Annotated in this window: 23 protein-coding genes; 7 read left to right on the top strand and 16 right to left on the bottom strand. The window is 38.3% G+C overall.

Going from position 1 to position 21,485, the window contains the following annotated elements:
• Nucleotides 1-57: 57 nt before the first annotated feature.
• A complete protein-coding gene (locus tag ACVRWY_RS06755; protein WP_354369403.1) occupies nucleotides 58-1,518 on the bottom strand; it encodes an NCS2 family permease in 1,461 nt (486 codons plus the stop codon).
• An 82-nt stretch (nucleotides 1,519-1,600) separates the two neighbouring features.
• Nucleotides 1,601-2,188 carry a DUF1361 domain-containing protein gene (locus ACVRWY_RS06750; RefSeq protein ID WP_354369402.1) on the bottom strand — a complete coding sequence of 196 codons (588 nt, stop codon included), beginning with the start codon at nucleotides 2,186-2,188 and terminating at the stop codon, nucleotides 1,601-1,603.
• Nucleotides 2,189-2,282: 94 nt separating this feature from the next.
• On the opposite strand from ACVRWY_RS06750, the gene ACVRWY_RS06745 reads away from it, so the two are divergent.
• From ACVRWY_RS06745 to serS, 6 genes are all read left to right on the top strand, one after another.
• On the top strand, nucleotides 2,283-3,095 hold the full coding sequence (locus ACVRWY_RS06745; RefSeq protein ID WP_354369401.1) for a Cof-type HAD-IIB family hydrolase: 813 nt from the start codon (nucleotides 2,283-2,285) through the stop codon (nucleotides 3,093-3,095).
• Nucleotides 3,096-3,355: 260 nt separating this feature from the next.
• Entirely contained in the window at nucleotides 3,356-4,345 is a 990-nt protein-coding gene (locus tag ACVRWY_RS06740; RefSeq protein ID WP_354369400.1) for a PTS sugar transporter subunit IIB, read from the top strand.
• A gap of 35 nt (nucleotides 4,346-4,380) precedes the next feature.
• On the top strand, nucleotides 4,381-5,193 hold the full coding sequence (locus tag ACVRWY_RS06735) for a PTS mannose/fructose/sorbose transporter subunit IIC (protein ID WP_354369399.1): 813 nt from the start codon (nucleotides 4,381-4,383) through the stop codon (nucleotides 5,191-5,193).
• A gap of 17 nt (nucleotides 5,194-5,210) precedes the next feature.
• Entirely contained in the window at nucleotides 5,211-6,122 is a 912-nt protein-coding gene (locus ACVRWY_RS06730; RefSeq protein WP_354369397.1) for a PTS system mannose/fructose/sorbose family transporter subunit IID, read from the top strand.
• 86 nt (nucleotides 6,123-6,208) lie between these two features.
• Nucleotides 6,209-6,580, top strand: a complete 372-nt coding sequence (locus ACVRWY_RS06725) for a DUF956 family protein (RefSeq protein WP_354369395.1) — start codon at nucleotides 6,209-6,211, stop codon at nucleotides 6,578-6,580.
• A 285-nt stretch (nucleotides 6,581-6,865) separates the two neighbouring features.
• On the top strand, nucleotides 6,866-8,143 hold the full coding sequence (serS, locus tag ACVRWY_RS06720; protein WP_354369393.1) for a serine--tRNA ligase: 1,278 nt from the start codon (nucleotides 6,866-6,868) through the stop codon (nucleotides 8,141-8,143).
• A gap of 101 nt (nucleotides 8,144-8,244) precedes the next feature.
• Here serS and ACVRWY_RS06715 read toward each other — a convergent pair whose 3' ends face one another.
• From ACVRWY_RS06715 to ACVRWY_RS06650, 14 genes are all read right to left on the bottom strand, one after another.
• Complete coding sequence (locus tag ACVRWY_RS06715) at nucleotides 8,245-9,015, bottom strand: acetyl-CoA carboxylase carboxyl transferase subunit alpha (RefSeq protein ID WP_354369391.1); 771 nt, start codon at nucleotides 9,013-9,015, stop codon at nucleotides 8,245-8,247.
• Complete coding sequence (gene accD, locus ACVRWY_RS06710; protein WP_354369389.1) at nucleotides 9,015-9,875, bottom strand: acetyl-CoA carboxylase, carboxyltransferase subunit beta; 861 nt, start codon at nucleotides 9,873-9,875, stop codon at nucleotides 9,015-9,017. The genes ACVRWY_RS06715 and accD overlap by 1 nt, the downstream gene beginning before the upstream one ends.
• A gap of 8 nt (nucleotides 9,876-9,883) precedes the next feature.
• Nucleotides 9,884-11,254, bottom strand: a complete 1,371-nt coding sequence (locus ACVRWY_RS06705; RefSeq protein WP_354369387.1) for an acetyl-CoA carboxylase biotin carboxylase subunit — start codon at nucleotides 11,252-11,254, stop codon at nucleotides 9,884-9,886.
• A gap of 24 nt (nucleotides 11,255-11,278) precedes the next feature.
• Nucleotides 11,279-11,701, bottom strand: a complete 423-nt coding sequence (fabZ, locus tag ACVRWY_RS06700; protein WP_354369385.1) for a 3-hydroxyacyl-ACP dehydratase FabZ — start codon at nucleotides 11,699-11,701, stop codon at nucleotides 11,279-11,281.
• Nucleotides 11,698-12,162 carry an acetyl-CoA carboxylase biotin carboxyl carrier protein gene (accB, locus tag ACVRWY_RS06695; protein ID WP_354369383.1) on the bottom strand — a complete coding sequence of 155 codons (465 nt, stop codon included), beginning with the start codon at nucleotides 12,160-12,162 and terminating at the stop codon, nucleotides 11,698-11,700. Before accB ends, fabZ begins: the two co-directional genes overlap by 4 nt.
• The gene (fabF, locus tag ACVRWY_RS06690; protein WP_354369381.1) at nucleotides 12,159-13,397 is read right to left on the bottom strand and encodes a beta-ketoacyl-ACP synthase II; all 1,239 of its coding nucleotides are present in this window, start codon (nucleotides 13,395-13,397) and stop codon (nucleotides 12,159-12,161) included. Before fabF ends, accB begins: the two co-directional genes overlap by 4 nt.
• A 53-nt stretch (nucleotides 13,398-13,450) precedes the next feature.
• The gene (fabG, locus tag ACVRWY_RS06685; protein WP_354369379.1) at nucleotides 13,451-14,182 is read right to left on the bottom strand and encodes a 3-oxoacyl-[acyl-carrier-protein] reductase; all 732 of its coding nucleotides are present in this window, start codon (nucleotides 14,180-14,182) and stop codon (nucleotides 13,451-13,453) included.
• Complete coding sequence (gene fabD / locus ACVRWY_RS06680; RefSeq protein WP_354369377.1) at nucleotides 14,182-15,108, bottom strand: ACP S-malonyltransferase; 927 nt, start codon at nucleotides 15,106-15,108, stop codon at nucleotides 14,182-14,184. Before fabD ends, fabG begins: the two co-directional genes overlap by 1 nt.
• Nucleotides 15,109-15,111: 3 nt before the next feature.
• Nucleotides 15,112-16,080, bottom strand: coding sequence for an enoyl-[acyl-carrier-protein] reductase FabK (gene fabK / locus ACVRWY_RS06675; protein ID WP_354369375.1), 969 nt, complete (start codon nucleotides 16,078-16,080; stop codon nucleotides 15,112-15,114).
• Between the two features lie 94 nt (nucleotides 16,081-16,174).
• Entirely contained in the window at nucleotides 16,175-16,399 is a 225-nt protein-coding gene (locus ACVRWY_RS06670) for an acyl carrier protein (protein ID WP_354369373.1), read from the bottom strand.
• A 49-nt stretch (nucleotides 16,400-16,448) separates the two neighbouring features.
• Nucleotides 16,449-17,426, bottom strand: coding sequence for a beta-ketoacyl-ACP synthase III (locus ACVRWY_RS06665; protein ID WP_354369371.1), 978 nt, complete (start codon nucleotides 17,424-17,426; stop codon nucleotides 16,449-16,451).
• Nucleotides 17,426-17,860, bottom strand: a complete 435-nt coding sequence (fabT, locus tag ACVRWY_RS06660) for a fatty acid biosynthesis transcriptional regulator FabT (protein ID WP_354369369.1) — start codon at nucleotides 17,858-17,860, stop codon at nucleotides 17,426-17,428. The genes ACVRWY_RS06665 and fabT overlap by 1 nt, the downstream gene beginning before the upstream one ends.
• Before the next feature lie 191 nt (nucleotides 17,861-18,051).
• Complete coding sequence (gene fabM, locus ACVRWY_RS06655; protein ID WP_354369367.1) at nucleotides 18,052-18,843, bottom strand: trans-2-decenoyl-ACP isomerase; 792 nt, start codon at nucleotides 18,841-18,843, stop codon at nucleotides 18,052-18,054.
• Between the two features lie 234 nt (nucleotides 18,844-19,077).
• Nucleotides 19,078-20,427 (bottom strand): aspartate kinase, encoded by a 1,350-nt coding sequence (locus ACVRWY_RS06650; protein WP_354369365.1) that lies wholly within the window; start codon nucleotides 20,425-20,427, stop codon nucleotides 19,078-19,080.
• A 177-nt stretch (nucleotides 20,428-20,604) separates the two neighbouring features.
• On the opposite strand from ACVRWY_RS06650, the gene ACVRWY_RS06645 reads away from it, so the two are divergent.
• On the top strand, nucleotides 20,605-21,252 hold the full coding sequence (locus ACVRWY_RS06645; protein ID WP_354369363.1) for an HAD family hydrolase: 648 nt from the start codon (nucleotides 20,605-20,607) through the stop codon (nucleotides 21,250-21,252).
• Nucleotides 21,253-21,485: the final 233 nt, after the last annotated feature.

The raw sequence follows: 21,485 nt of genomic DNA, 5'->3' as shown, positions 1-21,485 counted from the left end.
GCCACAGCTAAAAGAAAGCAAGGAAAAAAGAGAAGCTTGAGCTTCTCTCCAAACATCCTATAAGATGGCTAAGATAACAAAGTTTAAAATAAATAAACCGGTTGCCACCCACAAAATAGGATGAATCTCTTTAGATTTTCCAGTAGCGACTTTAACCAAGCAATAGAAAATAAATGCGGCTGCAATCCCGTATGAAATCGAGTAGCAAAGTGCCATAAAGAAGGCTGCAAAGAAAGCTGGAAGAGCTTCTTCAAAGTTTTGCCAATCAACATCTAGGAATGAAGATACCATCATCACACCAACAATGATTAAGGCTGGTGCAGTCGCCGCTGCTGGCACAACACCAATGAATGGCAAGATAAGAATAGAAAGTAGGAAACAAACTGCTGTAGAAACAGCTGTTAAACCAGTACGTCCACCAGCTGAGATACCTGCTGCTGATTCAACATAAGTCGTCGTATTAGATGTTCCAAAAATAGCACCGATAGATGTTCCAATCGCATCTGCGAAAAGAGCACGGTCCATCTTGGAATTAAACCCTGTGCTATTTTCAAGTGCTGCTTCATCTTCTGCTGAGAAGATTCCTGTTTTACGGCCTGTTCCAATAAAGGTTCCTAGAGTATCAAAGGTATCTGAAAGACTAAAGGCAAAAATCGTCATCAAAACAAGAGGTAAACGACTAGAATCACTAAAGAGTGAGCTCATGCCGCCAAAGGCTGCAAGGAAAGTTGTCCCCAACTCTTTAAACCCTGTACCAATATGATTGTTAGCAAAATCAATTGCTGATAGGTCAACTACTCCCATAGGAATACCGATCAATGTCGTCACAACAATCCCCAAAAGAATACCACCACGAACATTTTTAATGACTAAAAATGCTGTTAAAATTAACCCAATGACTGCCAGTAAAACACTTGGATCCGTAAAGGTTGAAATAGCTGGGACAACACCACCATTACCAAAAACAGATGACACACCATTTTCAAATGTTTTTGCCGTTGCATCTGCTGGTGCGACACCATTGACTGTAATGATGTTACTTGCAGAGGTTGAGAAGGTAATTAAATTAGCATTTTTAAATCCTAGGTAGGCAACAAAAACACCGATCCCTCCACCAATAGCATGTTGTAAACTAACTGGTATGGCCTTAATAATGCTTTTACGCACCTTAGTTACTGTGATAAAGATGTTAAACAAACCACAGATAAAGACCATAGCTAGCGCTTCTTGCCAAGAAAAGCCTAAACCAAAAACAACCGTATAAGTAAAGAAAGCATTTAACCCCATACCTGGTGCTAAAGCATAAGGGACATTAGCAAAGAGTCCCATAATTAAGGTTGAAATAACACTAGCAATAATCGTTGCTAGAAAAACAGCTTGTGTCGGCATCCCTGCTGCACCCAAAATAGATGGGTTGATAAAGAGAATGTACGACATTGCAAAGAAAGTAGTAATACCAGCAAAAATTTCTGTACGAACTGTGGTATTATGCTCTTTTAAGTTAAAAAACTTTTCCATTTGATTTGGATTCTCCTTTTTTCCGAACATTATTCAATTATACAAAAAAAACATTCCTTTTTCAAGGAATGTTTCTCCTTTTTTATTCTTTCTCTGCAAATACCAAGACCATTATCTGGATAAAGGTAAATCCTAAAATAAAAGGTAGCGCCTCCCACGAAACCACTTCTACTATTTCCTTAACAACAAGCATCGGACGAGTAAAAATATCCCATGAATTTAATCTAGCATAACGTCCAATATGAATCGCAAAACTCGAAATAAATGATAAGCCACCAATGGCCAACAATCGTAAAACATAAGACTGCAGCTTAAACGCTTCAAAAATTAAGCGAACACTTTCAACACCAGCCATAACCCCAAAAAAGATACTAGGCACATAGAGCATAAATAAAATCATACTCTCTCTTTGCCACAAAACGGTGCTGGCAAAGTGCATATGTACAATATCTGTTACCATATAAAACGTATTAGGATAAAAAAATAGCCACAGTCCTGTCGCAATAACCTTTAAAATCCCTTGTTTACTCCAATGCGCTATCACTGCAAAATCTAGTGCCACTAAGGCTAAAAACATATTCCAAATAAGGTTTGGTCCTTGCAAATTATAACGTAAAATACTTGCTGAAATCAGCATAAAAAATAAATGAATCAATAAATTTTTCTTCATATTTAATTACTCCTAAACGAACCTTTCTTTAATAGATATTATAACACACTTCATCTAACTTTATCTTCATCCTTATTTTTGATATAATAAGCCCATGACAAAAAAAGTAATTGCTATTGACTTGGATGGTACCTTATTACAAAGTGATAATACCATCTCTAACTATACTATCGAAACCATTAAGAAAATCCAAGAACAAGGACACCTCGTCATTATTACCACGGGACGTCCTTACCGCATGGCTATTGAATATTACAAAATATTAGGCTTAACAACTCCTATGATTAATTTCAATGGCTCACTGACTCATATTCCTGAAAAAAAATGGGAATGGGAGCATAGCATCAAAATTGATAAGAAGTATCTCTTTGAAGTTCTAAAACACGAAAAAAGTTTTGAGATGGACTTCATTGCCAGTGAATACCGCAAAAATTTCTACGTCACTAACCATCACCCAGATACTATAAAACCAGAACTATTTGGTGTTAAGAAAGTGACACCAAATATGGTATTGATTCCAGAAAAAATTACTCGTGATCCTAATGCTCTTTTGATGCAAACGCGTGCTAAAGATAAATACCAATTGGCTTTAGATATTAAAAAGCACTTAAATGATGCTATCGAAGTTGATTCTTGGGGTGGGCCACTTAATATTCTTGAATGCTCTCCTAAAGGAGTCCACAAAGCATACGCACTCCATTATCTCTTAAAAGCCTTAAATAAATCTCAAGATGATTTGATTGCCTTTGGTGACGAGCATAATGACACCGAGATGCTAGCTTTTGCCAAAGTAGGTTATGCTATGAAAAATGCTAACAAGATCCTTCTTCCTTACGCAGACCAAATGACAGATTTTGATAATAATCAAGATGGGGTTGCCAAACAATTAGAAAAGTTGTTTTTGTAGAATATTTTTAATATTTTATTTTTTTCTCTGAAATAGGCTTAATAAGGGACTTTTTCCAACTTTATTAAGTCTATTTTTCTGTCATCATTTTGATAATTTATGAAATAATTTGCAAAACTTCTTGACTTTTAGTTGAAAACGCTTTAAAATTGTTTTGTTCTCATCTTTCATTGGGATCTCTAAGAATTGCCTTGATCGGTGACTGGAGATTATTTTTAGATATTCTAGTGAAAAAATTTAAATAAGGAGGAAGAACAAGAATGGGTATCGGAATCGTTATCGCAAGCCATGGTGAATTTGCTGCTGGCATTCATCAATCTGGTTCTATGATCTTTGGCGATCAAGAAAAAGTACAAGTTGTCACTTTTATGCCAAGCGAAGGACCTGATGATTTATATGCTAAGTTCAACACTGCCATTGCTGCATTTGATGCTGATGATGAGGTATTAGTTCTAGCTGACCTTTGGAGTGGGTCTCCATTTAACCAAGCTAGCCGTGTCGCAGGAGAGAATCCTGACCGAAAATTTGCCATCATCACAGGTCTCAACTTACCTATGCTGATTCAAGCTTACACTGAGCGTATGATGGATGCCAACGCTGGTGTAGAGCAAGTCGCAGCAAACATCATCAAAGAAGCTAAGGATGGTATCAAAGTCCTTCCTGAAGAACTTCAACCAGAAGAAGCTAGTGCTGCCCCTACAGAAACTGCCGCACCTCAAGGAGCTATCCCTGAAGGAACAGTTATTGGAGATGGTAAGCTAAAAATCAATCTTGCCCGTATCGACACACGTCTTTTACATGGCCAGGTTGCAACAGGGTGGACACCTGCTTCTAAAGCAGACCGTATCATTGTGGCTTCAGACTCTGTCGCAAAAGATGATCTTCGTAAGCAACTGATTAAACAAGCTGCTCCTGGTAATGTCAAAGCAAATGTTGTCCCAATTAAGAAATTGATTGAGGTCTCAAAAGATCCTCGCTTTGGAAATACACATGCTCTCATTCTCTTTGAAACACCTCAAGAAGCCCTCGAAGCGATTGAAGGTGGAGTTGATATCAAAGAGCTAAACGTCGGCTCAATGGCACACTCCACAGGAAAAACAATGGTCAACAACGTTCTCTCTATGGATAAGGATGATGTTGCAACCTTTGAAAAACTCCGTGATTTAGGTGTCGAATTTGATGTCCGTAAAGTACCGAATGACTCTAAAAAAGACTTGTTTGAACTCATCAATAAAGCTAACGTTCAATAAATTTTTCATCTACCAAAACGAAAGGATTACATAACATGTCAGATATTTCAATTATTTCTGCGATTTTGGTCGTTGTTGTTGCCTTCTTAGCAGGTCTTGAAGGTATCCTCGACCAATTCCAATTCCACCAACCAATCATTGCCTGTACCCTTATCGGTCTTGTAACAGGACACCTCGAAGCTGGAGTTATGCTTGGTGGATCACTTCAATTAATCGCTCTTGGATGGGCTAATATCGGAGCTGCTGTAGCTCCTGATGCTGCGCTAGCATCTGTAGCAGCTGCTATTATCCTTATTAAAGGTGGAGACTTCTCACGTGACGCTATCGGTGTGGCACAAGGGGTTGCTATTCCACTTGCCGTTGCAGGTCTTTTCCTTACAACACTTGTTCGTACAGTATCTGTTTCACTTGTTCATGGTGCAGATAAAGCGGCTAAAGAAGGAAATATTGCTGGTGTAGAACGTTTCCACTTAATGGCACTTGCTCTTCAAGGTCTTCGTATCGCCATCCCAGCAGCTCTTCTTCTTGCTATTCCTACTGAAGCAGTTCAATCAGCTCTTGAAGCAATGCCTGATTGGTTGATTGGTGGTATGAACGTTGGTGGTGGTATGGTGGTTGCCGTAGGTTATGCTATGGTTATCAACATGATGGCTACTCGTGAAGTATGGCCATTCTTTGCACTTGGTTTTGTATTTGCTGCTATCGGTGACATCACCCTTATCGGTCTTGGTGCTATCGGTGTTGCCATCGCTCTTATCTACCTCAATCTTTCTAAAAAAGGTGGATCAGGTAATGGCGGTGGATCTGCTTCAAATGATCCAATCGGCGACATTTTAGAAGATTACTAAGAGAAGGGAGATCTATCATGTCAGAAAAAATTCAACTTTCAGTAGCTGATCGTAAAAAAGTTTGGTGGCGTTCTACCTTCCTTCAAGGTTCTTGGAACTATGAACGTATGCAAAACTTGGGTTGGGCCTACGCACTTATCCCAGCTATTAAAAAACTCTATACTACTAAAGAAGAACAAGCGGCTGCACTTGAGCGCCATATGGAATTCTTTAACACACACCCATATGTTGCTGCTCCTATTATGGGGGTAACTCTTGCTTTTGAAGAAGAAAAAGCAAACGGAGCTGAAATTGATGATGCTGCTATCCAAGGGGTTAAAATCGGGATGATGGGACCTCTTGCTGGTATCGGAGATCCAGTATTCTGGTTTACAGTACGTCCTATCCTTGGTGCACTGGGTGCTTCACTTGCTGTTAGTGGTAATATCATGGGACCTATCCTCTTCTTCGTTCTATGGAATGCTATCCGTATGGCTTTCTTATGGTACACTCAAGAATTTGGTTATAAAGCTGGTTCTGAAATTACTAAAGATATGTCTGGTGGTATCCTACAAGATGTTACCAAAGGAGCTTCTATCCTGGGGATGTTTATCTTGGCTGCACTGGTACAACGTTGGGTATCTATCAACTTTGCCTTCAACGTTTCATCTGTACAATTAGATGAAAAAGCTTATATCCACTGGGATGAGCTCCCTGAAGGTGGAGAAGGTATTCGTCAAGCCTTTGAACAAGTTGGTCAAGGATTGTCTCAAACGCCTGAAAAAGTGACAACTTTCCAACAAAACTTAGACTCACTTATTCCTGGTTTGATGGGACTTCTTCTAACTTTCCTATGTATGTGGTTGCTTAAGAAAAAAGTATCACCAATTACTATTATTATTGCACTCTTTATCGTTGGTATCGCAGCGCGTTTCTTCGGTATCATGTAATTAAAAGAGATTGGAACTTTATGCTCCAATCTCTTTTTGTTCCCCTAGTATTTTTGGTAAAATAGATAAAAATGAAAGGAGTACACATGGCACAATCACTCAATAAAACAGTTAGCCTACAAACAACAGGGGTTTCTTATATGACCGCTGCAGGAGGTAAGGTCGGAAAATTTCTTCTTGGTGATAAAGCCTTAGAATTTTATCCAGATAGTAATGTCGAGCGCTACATTCAAATTCCTTGGAATACTATCATTCAAATTGGAGCTAACGTTAGTGGCAAAAAAGTTAGCCGACATTTTGAAGTTTATACAGATAGTGGCAAGTTTCTCTTTGCCTCTAAAGACTCAGGTAAAATTTTAAAGATTGCTCGTGATGCTATTGGAAATGATAAGGTTGTTCGTTTCCCTACACTCTTACAAAAAATTGGACAGCTGTTTGCAAAAAAAGAAAAAAATTAGTATAATAGTAGAAACGGATAAGTAACTCTGCTACTTTTGCAGAAAGCCTGCGGTTGCTGCGAGCAGGTAAAGGAAACGAGTGAAATTCTACCGTTCATTTAACAATATGATAACCATTAAGTGCACTAAGGTGAAGCTGGATGGAACCGCGCATGAGCGTTCCAGCAACTAACTTGAGTGTGCTTATTTTTATATAAAATAGAAAGGATGATTCCATTACCCCTACGAGAGAAAATGGAATCAGGGCTATAACAAAATCCTAAAAAGCCCTAGGTAGTATACTTTATGCTAGATCTTAAACGTATCCGCAGTGACTTTGATACGGTTGCTAAAAAATTAGCAACTCGTGGTGTTGAAGAGAAAACACTACTAGAATTAAAAGCACTTGATGAAAAACGTCGTGAATTATTAGTCAAAGCTGAGAGCGCTAAAGCTGAACGTAATCTTGCATCTGATGCTATTGCCCAAGCTAAACGTAACAAAGAAGATGCTAGTCAGCAAATTGCTGCCATGCAAACCTTATCCGCTGACATTAAAGCTATTGATACTGAGTTAGCTACTATTGATGAGCAACTCAACCAAATCATCACAATTCTTCCTAATACACCACACGATTCTGTTCCTGTCGGCGCTGACGAGGAAGATAATGTCGAAGTTCGTCGTTGGGGAACTCCTCGTGAATTTACCTTTGAACCTAAAGCACACTGGGACTTAGGAGAAGACCTTGATATTTTGGACTGGGAACGTGGTGCAAAAGTAACAGGCGCCCGCTTCCTCTTTTATAAGAACTTAGGTGCTCGTTTAGAGCGCGCTCTCTACAACTTCATGTTGGATGAACATATTGCAGAAGGCTACCAAGAAATCATTACACCTTATATGGTCAATCATGACTCTATGTTTGGTACAGGACAGTATCCAAAATTCAAAGAAGATACTTTTGAGCTAGATGGAACTAACTTCGTTCTTATCCCAACAGCTGAAGTCCCACTAACAAACTACTATCGTAATGAAATTTTAGACAGTAAAGAGCTTCCTATCTACTTTACTGCTATGAGCCCATCATTTCGTTCTGAAGCAGGATCTGCTGGGCGTGACACACGTGGTCTGATTCGACTCCACCAATTCCATAAAGTTGAGATGGTTAAATTTGCTAAACCAGAAGAATCATACGAAGAATTGGAAAAAATGACTGCCAATGCAGAGAATATCCTTCAAAAACTTGGCTTACCTTACCGTGTTTTAGCTCTCTGTACAGGAGATATGGGCTTTTCAGCTGCTAAAACTTACGATCTAGAAGTGTGGATTCCAGCCCAAAACACTTATCGTGAAATCTCAAGTTGCTCAAACACCGAAGATTTCCAAGCTCGTCGTGCTCAAATTCGCTACCGAGATGAAGCTGATGGTAAAGTGAAACTTCTTCACACCTTAAACGGTTCAGGACTTGCTGTTGGCCGTACCGTTGCTGCTATTCTTGAAAACTATCAAAATGAAGATGGTTCTGTCACAATTCCTGAAGTACTTCGTCCATATATGGGAGGCATCTCTGTCATCTCTCCTAATTAAGTAAACATCCAGATTTGGCTCATTAAGCCAGTCTGGTTTTTTATTACCATCGACCATGAGTTTTAATAGAGCAAAAAAGACTGGATTCAAATCCCAGTCTCTCAATATTTTCTAAATCTTTGATAACGCGCATCAACTAAATCTTCTGCACTTAAGGCTTGTAACTCCTTAAAAGTTTCGATTAGATCTGATTTCAACATGGTAATCACCTCAGATGAAAAATAGCCACGTTCAGGAATCACCTTATCAATCACTCCCATACGTAGAAGTTCGCCTGCTGTTATTTTCATCAATTCCGCTGCTTCCGCTGCTCGAGTGCCATCTTTCCATAAAATAGAAGCAAATCCCTCAGGACTTAAAACGGCATAAATACTATGTTCTAACATCCAAACCTTATCTGCTACAGCCAAGGCAAGTGCCCCACCAGAGCCACCTTCACCAATAATAATAGCAATAATAGGAACCTTTAAATCACTCATTTCTAGTAAATTCCGAGCAATTGCTTCTCCTTGTCCTCGCTCCTCGGCACCAATACCAGGATAAGCTCCTGCAGTATTGATAAAGGTAACAACAGGACGATTAAACTTCTCTGCTTGTTTCATCAAGCGTAAGGCTTTACGATACCCTTCAGGATGAGGTTGACCAAAATTACGATTAAGATTATCTTGAAGGTTTTTTCCTTTTTGAATCCCAATAACTGTCACTGCCTGACCATCTAGACGCCCAATTCCACCTATAATAGCACCATCATCACGAAAATTACGATCCCCATGTAGTTCTATAAAATCATCAAAGATAGCCTTAGCATAATCAAGACTGGTTAAACGCCCTTGATCTCTTGCTTCTTTTAAAATATAGCTAACATCATTCATTAGCATCCTCCATGAAATCCTAGTAGTGTCGCAATGGTTTCTGGTAATTCCGTTCGTTTTACAATAGCATCAACAAAACCATGATCTAGTAAAAATTCTGCCTTTTGAAACTCATCTGGCAAATTTTCTCTAACCGTTGTTTCTATCACTCGACGTCCTGCAAACCCAATCAGTGTCTGTGGCTCAGCTAAGATGATATCTCCTTCCATAGCAAAGCTAGCAGTAACCCCCCCTGTTGTAGGATCTGTTAGCACCACCAAGTAAAACAAGCCTGCATTAGAATGTCGCTTAACCGCTGCCGAAACTTTTGCCATCTGCATCAAACTCATAATTCCCTCTTGCATTCTTGCACCACCTGAGGCGGTAAAAATAACAACAGGTAATTTTTCTGATATCGCATATTCAAATAAACGCGTTAATTTTTCACCAACAACGGTCCCCATACTAGCCATGATAAAATTGGAGTCCATAATAGCCAATGCTGTTTCTTTCCCCTTAATCCTTGCACGACCTGTTAAAACTGCCTCATCCAGACCTGTTTTTTCTTGAGTTAAACGTAACTTTTCTTCATAATTTGGAAAGTCAAGGGGATTTTTGGTTTGAATACCTGTAAAAAGTTCCTCAAAACTCCCTTCATCAACTGTAATACAGAGACGTTCTTGAGCTGAAATTCTAAAATTATAAGAACATTGAGGACATATTTTGGCCACTCCAAGATCTTTTTGGTAAATCATGACCTTACAAGAAGGACATTTGGCAAACAACTCATCTGGAACTTCAGGAACCTCACGCTTTGGCTGCCTTACTGAGCGATTAGGATTGATACGAATGTACTTATCTTTTCTATTAAATAAAGCCACCTTAACTCCTATTCTTTAGTTTTATTATAGTTTGGTAAGAAAGTCTCCATCAAGAAAGAGGTATCATAATCTCCCGCCACAACATTAGGATTAGAGATAAGATCAAATTGAAAATCTGCATTTGTTTTAACACCTTCAATATCTAGCTCATACAAAGCCCGTTGCATTTTCATCAAAGCATCAAAACGGTTATCACCATGGACAATAATTTTTGCAATCATGCTGTCATAATAAGGTGGGATGGTATAGCCTGTATAAACGGCTGAATCAACGCGGACACCAACACCCCCACTAGGCAGATACAAATCAGTGATGGTACCTGGACTTGGTGCAAAATTAAAATCAGGATTTTCTGCATTAATACGACACTCAATAGCATGACCAGAGATCGTCACATCCTCTTGTTTAAAACTCAAAGCCTGACCAGCAGCAATACGAATTTGCTCTTTGACAATATCCACACCTGTCACAAATTCTGTTACTGGATGCTCTACTTGAACACGCGTATTCATCTCCATGAAATAAAATTCACCACTGCTTTCATCCAGTAAGAACTCAATAGTTCCAGCATTTTCATACTGAACAGCCTTAGCAGCACGTACCGCAGCATTCCCCATCTCTTGACGAAGTGTTTTTCCAATCGCAATAGAGGGACTTTCTTCTAAAACTTTTTGATTATGGCGCTGTAGCGAGCAATCACGTTCACCTAGATGCACAATATTTCCATGACGGTCCCCTAAAATTTGTACTTCAATATGTCGAGCAGGGTAAATCACCTTCTCAATATACATGGCACCGTTTCCAAAGGCAGCTTGTGCCTCTTGTGACGCAGATTCAAAGGCAGCAATAAGATCTGCCTCTTTTTCAACTTTACGGATTCCTTTACCACCTCCACCTGCGGAGGCTTTTAACATCACAGGATAACCAATCGTATTTGCAATCTGAAGAGCTTCTTCAGCTGTCTCCACTTGACCATCAGATCCTGGAATCACTGGCACACCTGCTTTAATCATCTCTGCACGCGCATTGATTTTATCTCCCATCATATCCATTACCTGACCGGATGGACCAATAAATTGAAGATTCATCTCTTCACACATGGTTGCAAATTTAGAATTTTCACTCAAAAAGCCAAAACCTGGATGAATCGCTTCTGCTCCTGTGACAATCGCTGCAGATAAAACAGCATTCATATTGAGATAAGAATCTGTTGAGCGCGCTGGTCCGATACAAATGGCTTCATCAGCTAAAAGGACATGTAGGGCTTCTTTATCTGCTTCTGAGTAAACTGCAACAGTTGCAATTCCCAATTCTCTAGCAGCACGAATAATACGAACTGCAATTTCTCCACGATTGGCAATCAATAGCTTCTTAAACATTATTTCTCCCTTAGGTTTGCCCAACTAGTTCCCAATAGCAAATGTTAATATTCCACTCGCTGCTAATTTACCATCAACCTCTGCTTTTGCTTCAACCACTGCAATAGAGCCACGGCGTTTAATAAATTTAGCCGTCATCACCAACTGATCTCCTGGAACAACTTGTTTTTTAAACTTCACCTTATCCATGCCAGCGTAAAAAACTAATTTTCCTTTGTTTTCATCCTTAGATAATTCAAGAACTCCTGCTGTCTGAGCTAATGCTTCCATAATTAAAACACCAGGCATCACTGGATAGTCAGGGAAATGACCATTAAAGAATGGCTCATTAATAGTAACATTTTTAAGCGCCACAATTTCATCTTCTGAGACCTCTAACACACGATCAACCAAAAGCATAGGATAACGATGTGGAAGGGCTTCTTTTATCTTTTGGATATCTATCATTTAATGCGTACCAATCCTTTTCCAAAATCAACCACTTCTTCATTATTCACAAGAATTTCTGTAATGGTACCATCTTTTGGTGCTGGGACTTCATTCATCACTTTCATAGCTTCAATAATTAAAAGTGTCTGACCTTTTTTTACCGTATCGCCAATAGAAACAAAATTAGCTTTATCTGGTGCTGGTGCTAAATAAGCTACCCCAACAAGAGGACTATCAACAATATCACCTTCACCCTCTCCGCTAACTGTCTCACTAATGGTTTCATTCAAAGAAGATTCTTCAACTTGAATGGTTGGAACAGGCGCTACTGTAGAGGGAGAAACAGCTGGAGTATCTGAGACGACTTGACGGTCGTTTTTACTGAACACCAACTCTCCTTCACTTGTTTTATATGAAAATTCTCTGAGACTTGATGTGTCAAACTGTGCCATCAAATCTTTAATTTCCGTAATATTCACGCTTCATCCTCCCAACGTTTAAAGGCGACCACTGCATTATGCCCACCAAAACCAAAAGTATTTGAAATCGCATAAGTTAGTTCTTTTTCTAATCCTTGCCCATAGACAACATTTGCTTCAATATAATCTGACAACTCTTTTGTTCCTGCTGTCATAGGAACATAGGCATGTCGAATTGCTTCAATCGTAGCAATAGCTTCAACCGCGCCTGCAGCACCTAATAAATGACCTGTGAATGACTTGGTTGAAGATACTGGAACATCTTTTCCAAATACTGAAACAATCGCAGCACTTTCCCCTTTTTCATTAGCTGGTGTTGATGTACCGTGAGCATTCACATAATCAACTTGACTAGGAGAGATGCCAGCCTCATCAATTGCTAGTTTCATCACTTTAATGGCTCCTAATCCTTCTGGATGCGGAGATGTCATATGATAAGCATCACAAGTATTACCATAACCTACTACTTCTGCTAAAATAGTTGCCCCTCGTTTTTGAGCATGTTCCAAGCTTTCAAGCATCAACATCCCTGATCCTTCTCCCATCACAAATCCATTTCTATCCTTATCAAATGGAATAGAAGAACGATTTGGATCTTCTGTTGTCGATAAAGCAGTTAAAGCTTGGAAACCAGCAATAGCAAATTTTGTGATGGAACTTTCAGATCCACCAACCAGCATGACATCTTGAAGTCCAAACTTGATAGTTCTAAATGCTTCACCAATCGCATCATTGGATGAGGCACAAGCTGTATTAACCGATTTACATATACCATTGGCACCAACTTTCATGGCTACATTTCCTGCTGCCATATTTGGAAGAGCTTTAGGAAGTGTCATAGGTTTAACACGTTTGGCACCTTTTTCATGAAGACGAATGACCTGATCTTCAATTTCGTAGATTCCACCAATTCCTGATGCAACAATCACGCCAAAGCGATCATGATCAAGATTCTCAAGATCTAGCTTAGCATTTTCAACAGCTTCTAGTGAAGCATATAAAGCATATAGTGAATATTGATCATAACGATTGGTATCTTTTTTTACAAAATATTTATCAAATGGAAAATCTGAGATTTCACCTGCATTGTGAACATTGTAACCCTCTAAATCAAAACGTGTAATCGGCCCGATTCCAATATGACCTTCTTTTAGGTTATTCCAAAATACTTCTGGGGTGTTACCGATTGGCGATGTGACACCGTATCCTGTTACAACAACTCGCTTATTTGTCATTTTTTACCTCAATCTCTCAAAAACTTATTTTAGTTCATCATTAGACAATAGAATTACATGGTCATCCCACCATCAATAGCAATCGTTTGACCTGTCAAATATTCTTGTCCAGCTAAATAAGCAACTAACTCAGCCACTTCTTCTGGCTTTCCGATGCGCTTCATTGGAATCTGAGCTATCATTGCATCTTTCATCTTATCAGGAATAGCATCTGTCATATCTGATTCAATAAAACCTGGTGCAACAACATTCACACGAATTCCTCTACTAGCCACCTCACGCGCAACAGATTTTGTAAAACCAATTAAACCAGCCTTTGAAGCAGCATAATTTGCTTGACCAATATTACCAGTTAAGCCAACCACACTCGATATGTTGATAATAGCACCTTCTCTAGCTTTTGTCATCGGTTTCAAGACCGATTGTGTCATATTAAATGCTCCTGTTAAATTAATCTTGAGAACAGCTTCAAAATCTTCCTCAGTCATTTTTAACATCAGCTTATCACGTGTCACCCCTGCATTATTGATTAAAACATCAACTGATCCTAGCTGTTGGATAGCTTCCTCTACCATTCGCTTGGCATCAGTATCGTCTGAAACATCTCCTGAAACGGCAATGACTTTAACACCATAATGAGCAAATTGCTCAATAATATCTGAGCTGACTTCTGATCGACCATTCAATACCACATTAGCTCCCAGACTTGCAAATCGATGGGCAATGGCAAGACCGATCCCTCGAGTTGAACCTGTTATAAAAACATTTTTTTGGTTGATTTCCATTACCCTTTCTCCTGTTCTAAAAATGTTACTAAACTTTCACAATCTTCTACTTGCGCCATTTGAGCGGATGGATCAATTTTTTTAATAAAACCTGATAAAACCTTCCCTGGACCAATTTCAACAAATTGACTAGCACCCATTTCTTGTAATACGCCAATAGATTCATAAAAACGAACAGGTTCTTTCACTTGACGTGCCAATAATGTTTTTATGTCAAAATCTGACATGACCTCAGCTTCCGTGTTGCCAACAAGAGGAATCTGAAAAGGTTTAAATGAAGTCATTTCTAATTCTTTAGCCAAAGCTTGACTAGCCGACTCAAGTAAAGCCGTATGGAAAGGACCAGACACATTCAGAGGAATCAAACGTTTAACACCTTCTAATTTTAAAAGCTCCACTGCTTCATTGACCGCAGCAACTTCTCCTCCAATAACAATTTGCCCAGGTGTATTATAATTAGCTGGTGTTACAATTCCTTTGACGCTAGCTTTTTGACAAGCTGCCTCAATAATCTCAGGTGCTGTATTCATCACCGCTACCATCTTACCACTCCCTTTTGGAGCAGCAATTTCCATAAACTCACCACGCTTAGCCACCAAAGGAAGCGCTTCTTCAAAAGATAAGGCACCACTAGCAACCAAAGCTGAGTACTCTCCTAAAGAAAGACCAGCTACCATATCAGGTCGAATCCCTTTTTCTAACAGTAAGCGATAGATGGCCACAGATGTCGTGAGAATAGCAGGTTGAGTAAAACGTGTTTGATGTAATTTGTCCTCATCTTCATCAATCAATTGACGTAAATCATACCCCAATAATCGACTGGCTTGATCAAAGGTTTCCTTCACAATAGGATAGTGATCATATAAATCTCTAGCCATGCCCACTTTTTGAGCCCCTTGGCCAGCAAATAAAAATGCTGTTTTCATCTCCTAGTCCTCAATTACATTAGCCCAACGGCTTGCTTGCTCTTTAATCACTTCAGCCGCACCATAATAAAGATCTTTTAAAATCTCTTCACAAGATTCTTCTCTTTTAATTAAACCAGCAATTTGTCCAGCCATTACAGAACCATTAGCTACATCTCCATCAACAACAGCGTTACGAAGAGCTCCAGCCCCTAATTCTTCAATCGCGTCTGCACTAATTTTACCAGCTAGAAAATCTTTTTCTGCTGCTGCATAAGCACTAGATAATTTATTTTTGATCGCACGTACAGGATGCCCTACAATTGATGCTGACACAACTGTATCAATATCTTTAGCTTTTAGAATCTTATCTTTATAAGCTTGATGAGCATTGGATTCTTTAGCCACGACAAATCGTGTCCCTACTTGCACTGCCTCAGCTCCTAGCATAAATGCTGCTGCAACACCCGATCCATCAGCGATTCCTCCTGCTACAATAACAGGAATATCAACAGCATCAACAACTTGTCTTGCCAAAGTCATAGTGGTCAATTTTCCAATATGACCGCCAGCCTCCATCCCTTCTGTAATCACAGCATCAACACCCAATTTTTCCATGCGCTTAGCTAAAGCAACACTAGGAACAACAGGAATCACTGTAATACCTGCATCATGGAAACGTTGCATGTATTTTCCAGGATTTCCCGCTCCAGTAGTAACAACTTTAACACCTACTTCAATGACCAAGTCAACAATATCATCAACAAAAGGTGATAAAAGCATAATATTAACGCCAAATGGCTTATCTGTCATTGACTTAATTTTATCAATATTAGCCTTTACAACCTCTTTAGGCGCATTACCGCCACCAATAATACCTAGACCACCAGCTTTGGAAACAGCTCCTGCTAGATCACCATCCGCTACCCAAGCCATACCACCTTGGAAGATAGGATATTTAATACCTAATAATTCTGTTATACGCGTTTTCATTTCTTGTGCTTTCTAGTTTAAGATTTAAATAATTTGACTATCAAACTATAACTTATAAGAAGAGAGAATATCCTAAAGAATACTCTCTACTCAATTATTTTGTTTTTTCTTCAACGTAAGCAACAAGGTCACCTACAGTATTAAGTCCATCTTCAGTTTCAATTTGGATATCAAAAGCATCCTCAATTTCTGAGATTACTTGGAAGACATCAAGTGAATCCGCATCCAAATCATCAAAAGTTGTCGTTAATTGAACTTCTTCTGCTTCTTTACCAAGTTCTTCTACAATAATTTCTTGTACCTTTTCAAATACTGCCATTTTAAAACTCCTTAAATATTTTTATAAATTTGTGCTTAGCACATGATAACTAAATTTTAACGATTAAATTGCCCCATGTCAAGCCTCCACCAAATCCTGAGAGCAATACAGTTTGACACCCTTCCAAGCGAATGGTACCATCTTCTACCAATTCTGATAACAAAATAGGAATACTAGCTGCACTTGTATTACCATAAGACATCAAATTAGCAGGGAACTTTTCTCTCGGTACACCAATCTTCTTAGCCATTTTATCCAAAATACGAATATTGGCCTGATGTAACAAAAAGTAATCGATTTGTTCATGAGCAATACCACTCTGAGACAGGGTCATCAAAATACTTTTTGAAACATCACGAATGGCAAAATCAAAGATTGCACGACCATCCATTTTGATGTACTGAGTCGATAAATCATCCTCTTGTCTAGAAAAAGGAGACATCAAACCTTTTTGACCAGATACCAATCCTCCTCTAGAACCATCTGTATTCAGTGATTCCGCTAAGAAGCGACAATCATCACTAGCTTCTAGCAGAACGCCTCCAGCACCATCTCCGAATAAAACAGCAGTTGACCTATCATTCCAATCTAAACTTTTTGAAAAGACCTCAGCACCGATTACAATGCCTTTTTTATAGAGACCTGACTGAATAAATTTATCTGCCGTTGCAAGAGCAAAAACAAATCCACTACAGGCAGCAGTCATATCAAAAGCAAATGCTTGTGTTGCACCAATCTTCCCTTGAACAAGAGCTGCCGTTGATGGCATCATGCTATCTGGCGTGATGGTAGCGACAATGATAAAATCTAGATCCTCTGGTGTTAGATTTGCCTTGTCTAATAATTTTTGTGCTACTTGACTGGCTAAATCACTCGTATTTTCATCGTAAGAAATACGACGTTCTCTAATACCTGTACGACTGGCTATCCAGTCATCACTCGTATCCATGATTTGAGATAAGTCATTATTCGTTACCACCTGCTTGGGAACATAATGTGCTACTTGACTGATTTTTGTATATACCATTACATTAACCTCTCAAGAAAGCTATGAAGATTTTTTAGCCCTCTCTCAAGAGCCAAGACTTCACTTTCATCCATCTCATCCACAATTTGTGCAACCATATTTTTATGGAATTTTTGATGTAATCGGAACAAAAGCTTGCCTTTTTTAGTCAAAGTAATGTACACTACTCGTCGATCAACTTTTGACCTGGTACGCTCAATATAACCCTTTTTCTCCAGTTTATTTAAACTAGTCGTAACAGTCCCAAGTGTCAACATCAATTCACGAGCAATATCACTAGGTGTCACATTTTCAGTTTTACCAATGATATCAATGGTATGCATTTCTTTTAGAGATACCTCACTAAATCGACTAGTTCTCAAACTATTTTCTTCCACAATCAATACTCGATTAAAAATATCAACTAGATAGCTATTAATTTGATGATAGTCCATGATACACCTCCTAAAATAAAACTTTGACTATCAAAGTTTATCAAAAGAAATGCATTTTGGCAAGTAAAATACTGATATTTTCAAAAAAATAAAGGAGATTGACAGCCAAAAAGTAGCTCAAAAGCCCATAATATCAGCTCTTTTAGACTATAATTTAAATATAAAATTATTTTATCTTCAAACTATTAGACCTATTTCCCTTCAAATTTTGGACGGCGTTTTTCAGTATAGGATCTGACACCTTCTTTAAAATCATCTGTAAAAGCTAAAGATTTTTGAAGATCTAACTCAAGGTCTGTATAATGTTCCCACTGTGAAAATTCACTCTCCCAGACCATCTGCTTGATAGCAGCATAAGAATTAAAAGATCCTCTCTGTAATCTCGTTACAAGACGTTCTACTGTTTTGTCTAATTTCTCAGAAGGACACATGCGATAAACAAAACCATACTCCACAGCCTTCTCAGCCGTAACTGGATCTGCTGTCATTGTTAATTGTGTTGCACGATTAACCCCTATCGAACGTGTCAATAAATAAATTCCCCCTGCATCTGGAGCCAAACCAACATTCACAAAAGCTTGAATAAAACGAGATTTCTCAGAAGCAATACAAAAATCCGCTGCTACAACCATGTTAAAGGCCGCTCCAGCTACTGCACCATCCACACTCATAATGACGGGCTTTGGCAGTTTTTTTAATCGAAATGAAATCACATTGACCAATTCTGCAATTTTTACTAAAGAATCAATATCATCCTCATCCACAGCTCTTTGCATTTCAGCTAAATCTCCACCAACTGAGAAGACTTTGCCAACAGCATCCACAATGAGTAGTTGAACTTGCTGATTACCCTCGACCTCATCTAGCACTGCCAAAATTTCTTGACAAAATGGAATATTAAATCCATTTGAAACCAAAGGACGATTGAAGGTCAGTTTAGCAATACCGTCATTAACAGTATAAATTAAATTTTGAAAGTTCATCAATTTCTCCCAGTGGGTCATAAAAGGGTTACGACTATTGAGACCTATTATATCTTAAAAAATTTTTTAATCAAGGCTTATTTTAGTTTCATCTATCTAACTAATAGAGTCAATCACTTGATAGAACTAGATTTTCTACTCAAAATTTTTAGAAGATTTTTTCACTCAATACCACATATTTATACCTCAAAACCAAAAGAAAAGAGTAAGTATCACGACTTACTCTTTTGCTTACTAATTGAAAAATGCTTCATAAAGTGCTTTAATAGCCGCCTTTTCCTGTTCTGTCTTAATCACAAACATAACAGACACTTCGCTTGACCCCTGAGAAATCATCTCAAGATTGATTCGCTTATCTGATAAAGCTTTAGTAGCAGTTGCTGTCACACCAATATGACTCTTCATATTTTCCCCAACAATCATAATAATAGACAGACCATGTTCTATTTCAAGTTCATCAACCCCTAGATCTCTAGTCAATCTAGAAATAATCTCTTGTTCCTTAATCGGCGTTAACTCACGCTCTCTAAGAACGATTGACATATCATCAATACCTGTTGGCATATGCTCCCATCTAATATTCAATTCTTCTAAAATTTGGAGTACTTTACGACCAAAACCAACTTCACGGTTCATCAAGTACTTAGAAATATTAATACTAACAAATTTATCATCACCAGCAATACCAACAACTGGAATCGTTTCTCCAGTATGCTCCAATACAATACGAGTTCCAGGATGGGTTGGATTATTCGTGTTTTTAATAACCAAAGGAATTTTTCCACGATAAGCAGGAATCAAGGCTTCATCATGCAAAACTGAAAAACCAGCATAAGCCAATTCTCGCATCTCACGATAGGTAAGTTCAGGAATTGAGTGTGGGTGGTGAACAACCCCAGGGTGAGCAGCAAAAATACCATCAACATCAGTAAAATTCTCATAAAGATCGGCTTTGACACCTGCAGCAACAATTGAGCCAGTGATGTCAGATCCACCTCTAGAAAATGTACAAATTTGATCATCAATTGTAACACCAAAGAAACCAGGAATGACTAAAATCTCATCACTATCAATTAATTCCTCTAGTTTATCATAGCTCGATGGTAAGATACGTGCATTTCCAGGCTCACTGGTAACAAATAGGCCAGCTTGTCTAGGATGAACATATTTAGCTGATAAACCATTTTTCTTAAAATATTCTGCAATCAATTTTGCATTATTATCTTCTCCTGCGGCTAAGAAAGCATCATACAAAAAATCGTTATGTTCAATAGGCAAACTAGCCAATTCAATAATCGCAGTTGAAATTTTCTCTAAAATCTTAGCCCCTAAATCTAATTCATCAATAATAGACTGATAACGTTTAATAATCCATTCTTGATGTTCTGTGACATCTTTTTCGGATGTATAAGCTTTATAATACTTGATTAAGGCATCAGTCACTTTAGTGTCCTCAAGAGAACGCTTTCCAGGCGCAGAAACCACAATAAAACGACGATCAGAATCAGATTGAACAATATCTAATACCTTTTGCAATTGAGTCGCAGAGGCTAAAGAACTACCTCCAAATTTCACAACTTTCATAAGCACTCCTAAAATAAATAATATGTAAATTATAGCAAAATTCTGACAATATGTCAGCAAGTATTTTTCTATACCTCCGACACTTTCACTTTTCTTCAGTAAAGCCATAACACCACTCCTGTTTTATTTGAGCTGGCTTTTCTTTATAAAGATGATAATTTGTGTTAAAATAAAAATATGACTTATAAAGCAATTATTTTTGACATGGATGGTGTTTTATTTGATACTGAGAAATTTTACTACGACCGTAGGAAAGAATTTCTTGACCAAAAAGGAATTAGTATTATACATCTTCCACCAACCTTTTTTATCGGTGGTAACATGCAACAAGTTTGGCAACATATTTTACGCGATGATTACGACAAGTGGAATATCGATGCCCTTCAAAAAGAATACATTGATTACAAAAAGAAACATCCCCTTCCATACCGTTATCTTATTTTTAACGATGTTAGACAGACTTTACACTGGGCTCACACAGAAGGATACAAGATCGGATTGGCCTCTAGCTCAAGTAAATATGACATCTTAAAAGCCCTGTCTGAGACACACTTAACCGATTATTTTGATATTATTTTATCCGGTGAAGAATTCCCAGAAACTAAACCTAACCCTGAAATCTACAATACTGCCGCAAAACTATTAGGAGTGAAAAAAGAGGAGTGTCTAATTATTGAAGATAGTGAAAAAGGGATTTCAGCTGCAGTCAATGCTCAGATTGATGTTTATGCCATTAAAGATATCCATTTTGGCATCGATCAATCAAAAGCAAAAAAAATAATTAATAACCTTACCGAATTAGTAGGACAACTGATACTTAATTAACGAGTTAGATGGATACTAACTATCTAGAGAAGACCACTTGGTCTTCTCTTTTTGTAGCTTTAAAACAAGCCTAAAACTGTAGTCAGTAGAAACTACTTTGCTAAACAGGCTCTATAATTTCTGTAGTGGGTAAGAACACCGTGGAAATTATGGAGCCTTTTTGAATATAGAAAAAGGTCCCATATGACCTATAATGAAAAGCGACGAAACTCACATTAGAAAGGGTTCATATG

The sequence above is a fragment of the Streptococcus porcorum genome, assembly GCF_053203725.1.
This window is presented reverse-complemented; position numbering and strand designations above follow the sequence as displayed.

Coding starts and splice junctions, on each gene's coding strand:
- ACVRWY_RS06755 (WP_354369403.1), bottom strand. CDS start 1,518: ATGGAAAAGTTTTTTAACTTAAAAGAGCATAATACCACAGTTCGTACA.
- ACVRWY_RS06750 (WP_354369402.1), bottom strand. CDS start 2,188: ATGAAGAAAAATTTATTGATTCATTTATTTTTTATGCTGATTTCAGCA.
- ACVRWY_RS06745 (WP_354369401.1), top strand. CDS start 2,283: ATGACAAAAAAAGTAATTGCTATTGACTTGGATGGTACCTTATTACAA.
- ACVRWY_RS06740 (WP_354369400.1), top strand. CDS start 3,356: ATGGGTATCGGAATCGTTATCGCAAGCCATGGTGAATTTGCTGCTGGC.
- ACVRWY_RS06735 (WP_354369399.1), top strand. CDS start 4,381: ATGTCAGATATTTCAATTATTTCTGCGATTTTGGTCGTTGTTGTTGCC.
- ACVRWY_RS06730 (WP_354369397.1), top strand. CDS start 5,211: ATGTCAGAAAAAATTCAACTTTCAGTAGCTGATCGTAAAAAAGTTTGG.
- ACVRWY_RS06725 (WP_354369395.1), top strand. CDS start 6,209: ATGGCACAATCACTCAATAAAACAGTTAGCCTACAAACAACAGGGGTT.
- serS (WP_354369393.1), top strand. CDS start 6,866: ATGCTAGATCTTAAACGTATCCGCAGTGACTTTGATACGGTTGCTAAA.
- ACVRWY_RS06715 (WP_354369391.1), bottom strand. CDS start 9,015: ATGAATGATGTTAGCTATATTTTAAAAGAAGCAAGAGATCAAGGGCGT.
- ACVRWY_RS06705 (WP_354369387.1), bottom strand. CDS start 11,254: ATGTTTAAGAAGCTATTGATTGCCAATCGTGGAGAAATTGCAGTTCGT.
- fabZ (WP_354369385.1), bottom strand. CDS start 11,701: ATGATAGATATCCAAAAGATAAAAGAAGCCCTTCCACATCGTTATCCT.
- fabF (WP_354369381.1), bottom strand. CDS start 13,397: ATGACAAATAAGCGAGTTGTTGTAACAGGATACGGTGTCACATCGCCA.
- fabG (WP_354369379.1), bottom strand. CDS start 14,182: ATGGAAATCAACCAAAAAAATGTTTTTATAACAGGTTCAACTCGAGGG.
- fabD (WP_354369377.1), bottom strand. CDS start 15,108: ATGAAAACAGCATTTTTATTTGCTGGCCAAGGGGCTCAAAAAGTGGGC.
- fabK (WP_354369375.1), bottom strand. CDS start 16,080: ATGAAAACGCGTATAACAGAATTATTAGGTATTAAATATCCTATCTTC.
- ACVRWY_RS06670 (WP_354369373.1), bottom strand. CDS start 16,399: ATGGCAGTATTTGAAAAGGTACAAGAAATTATTGTAGAAGAACTTGGT.
- ACVRWY_RS06665 (WP_354369371.1), bottom strand. CDS start 17,426: ATGGTATATACAAAAATCAGTCAAGTAGCACATTATGTTCCCAAGCAG.
- fabT (WP_354369369.1), bottom strand. CDS start 17,860: ATGGACTATCATCAAATTAATAGCTATCTAGTTGATATTTTTAATCGA.
- fabM (WP_354369367.1), bottom strand. CDS start 18,843: ATGAACTTTCAAAATTTAATTTATACTGTTAATGACGGTATTGCTAAA.
- ACVRWY_RS06650 (WP_354369365.1), bottom strand. CDS start 20,427: ATGAAAGTTGTGAAATTTGGAGGTAGTTCTTTAGCCTCTGCGACTCAA.
- ACVRWY_RS06645 (WP_354369363.1), top strand. CDS start 20,605: ATGACTTATAAAGCAATTATTTTTGACATGGATGGTGTTTTATTTGAT.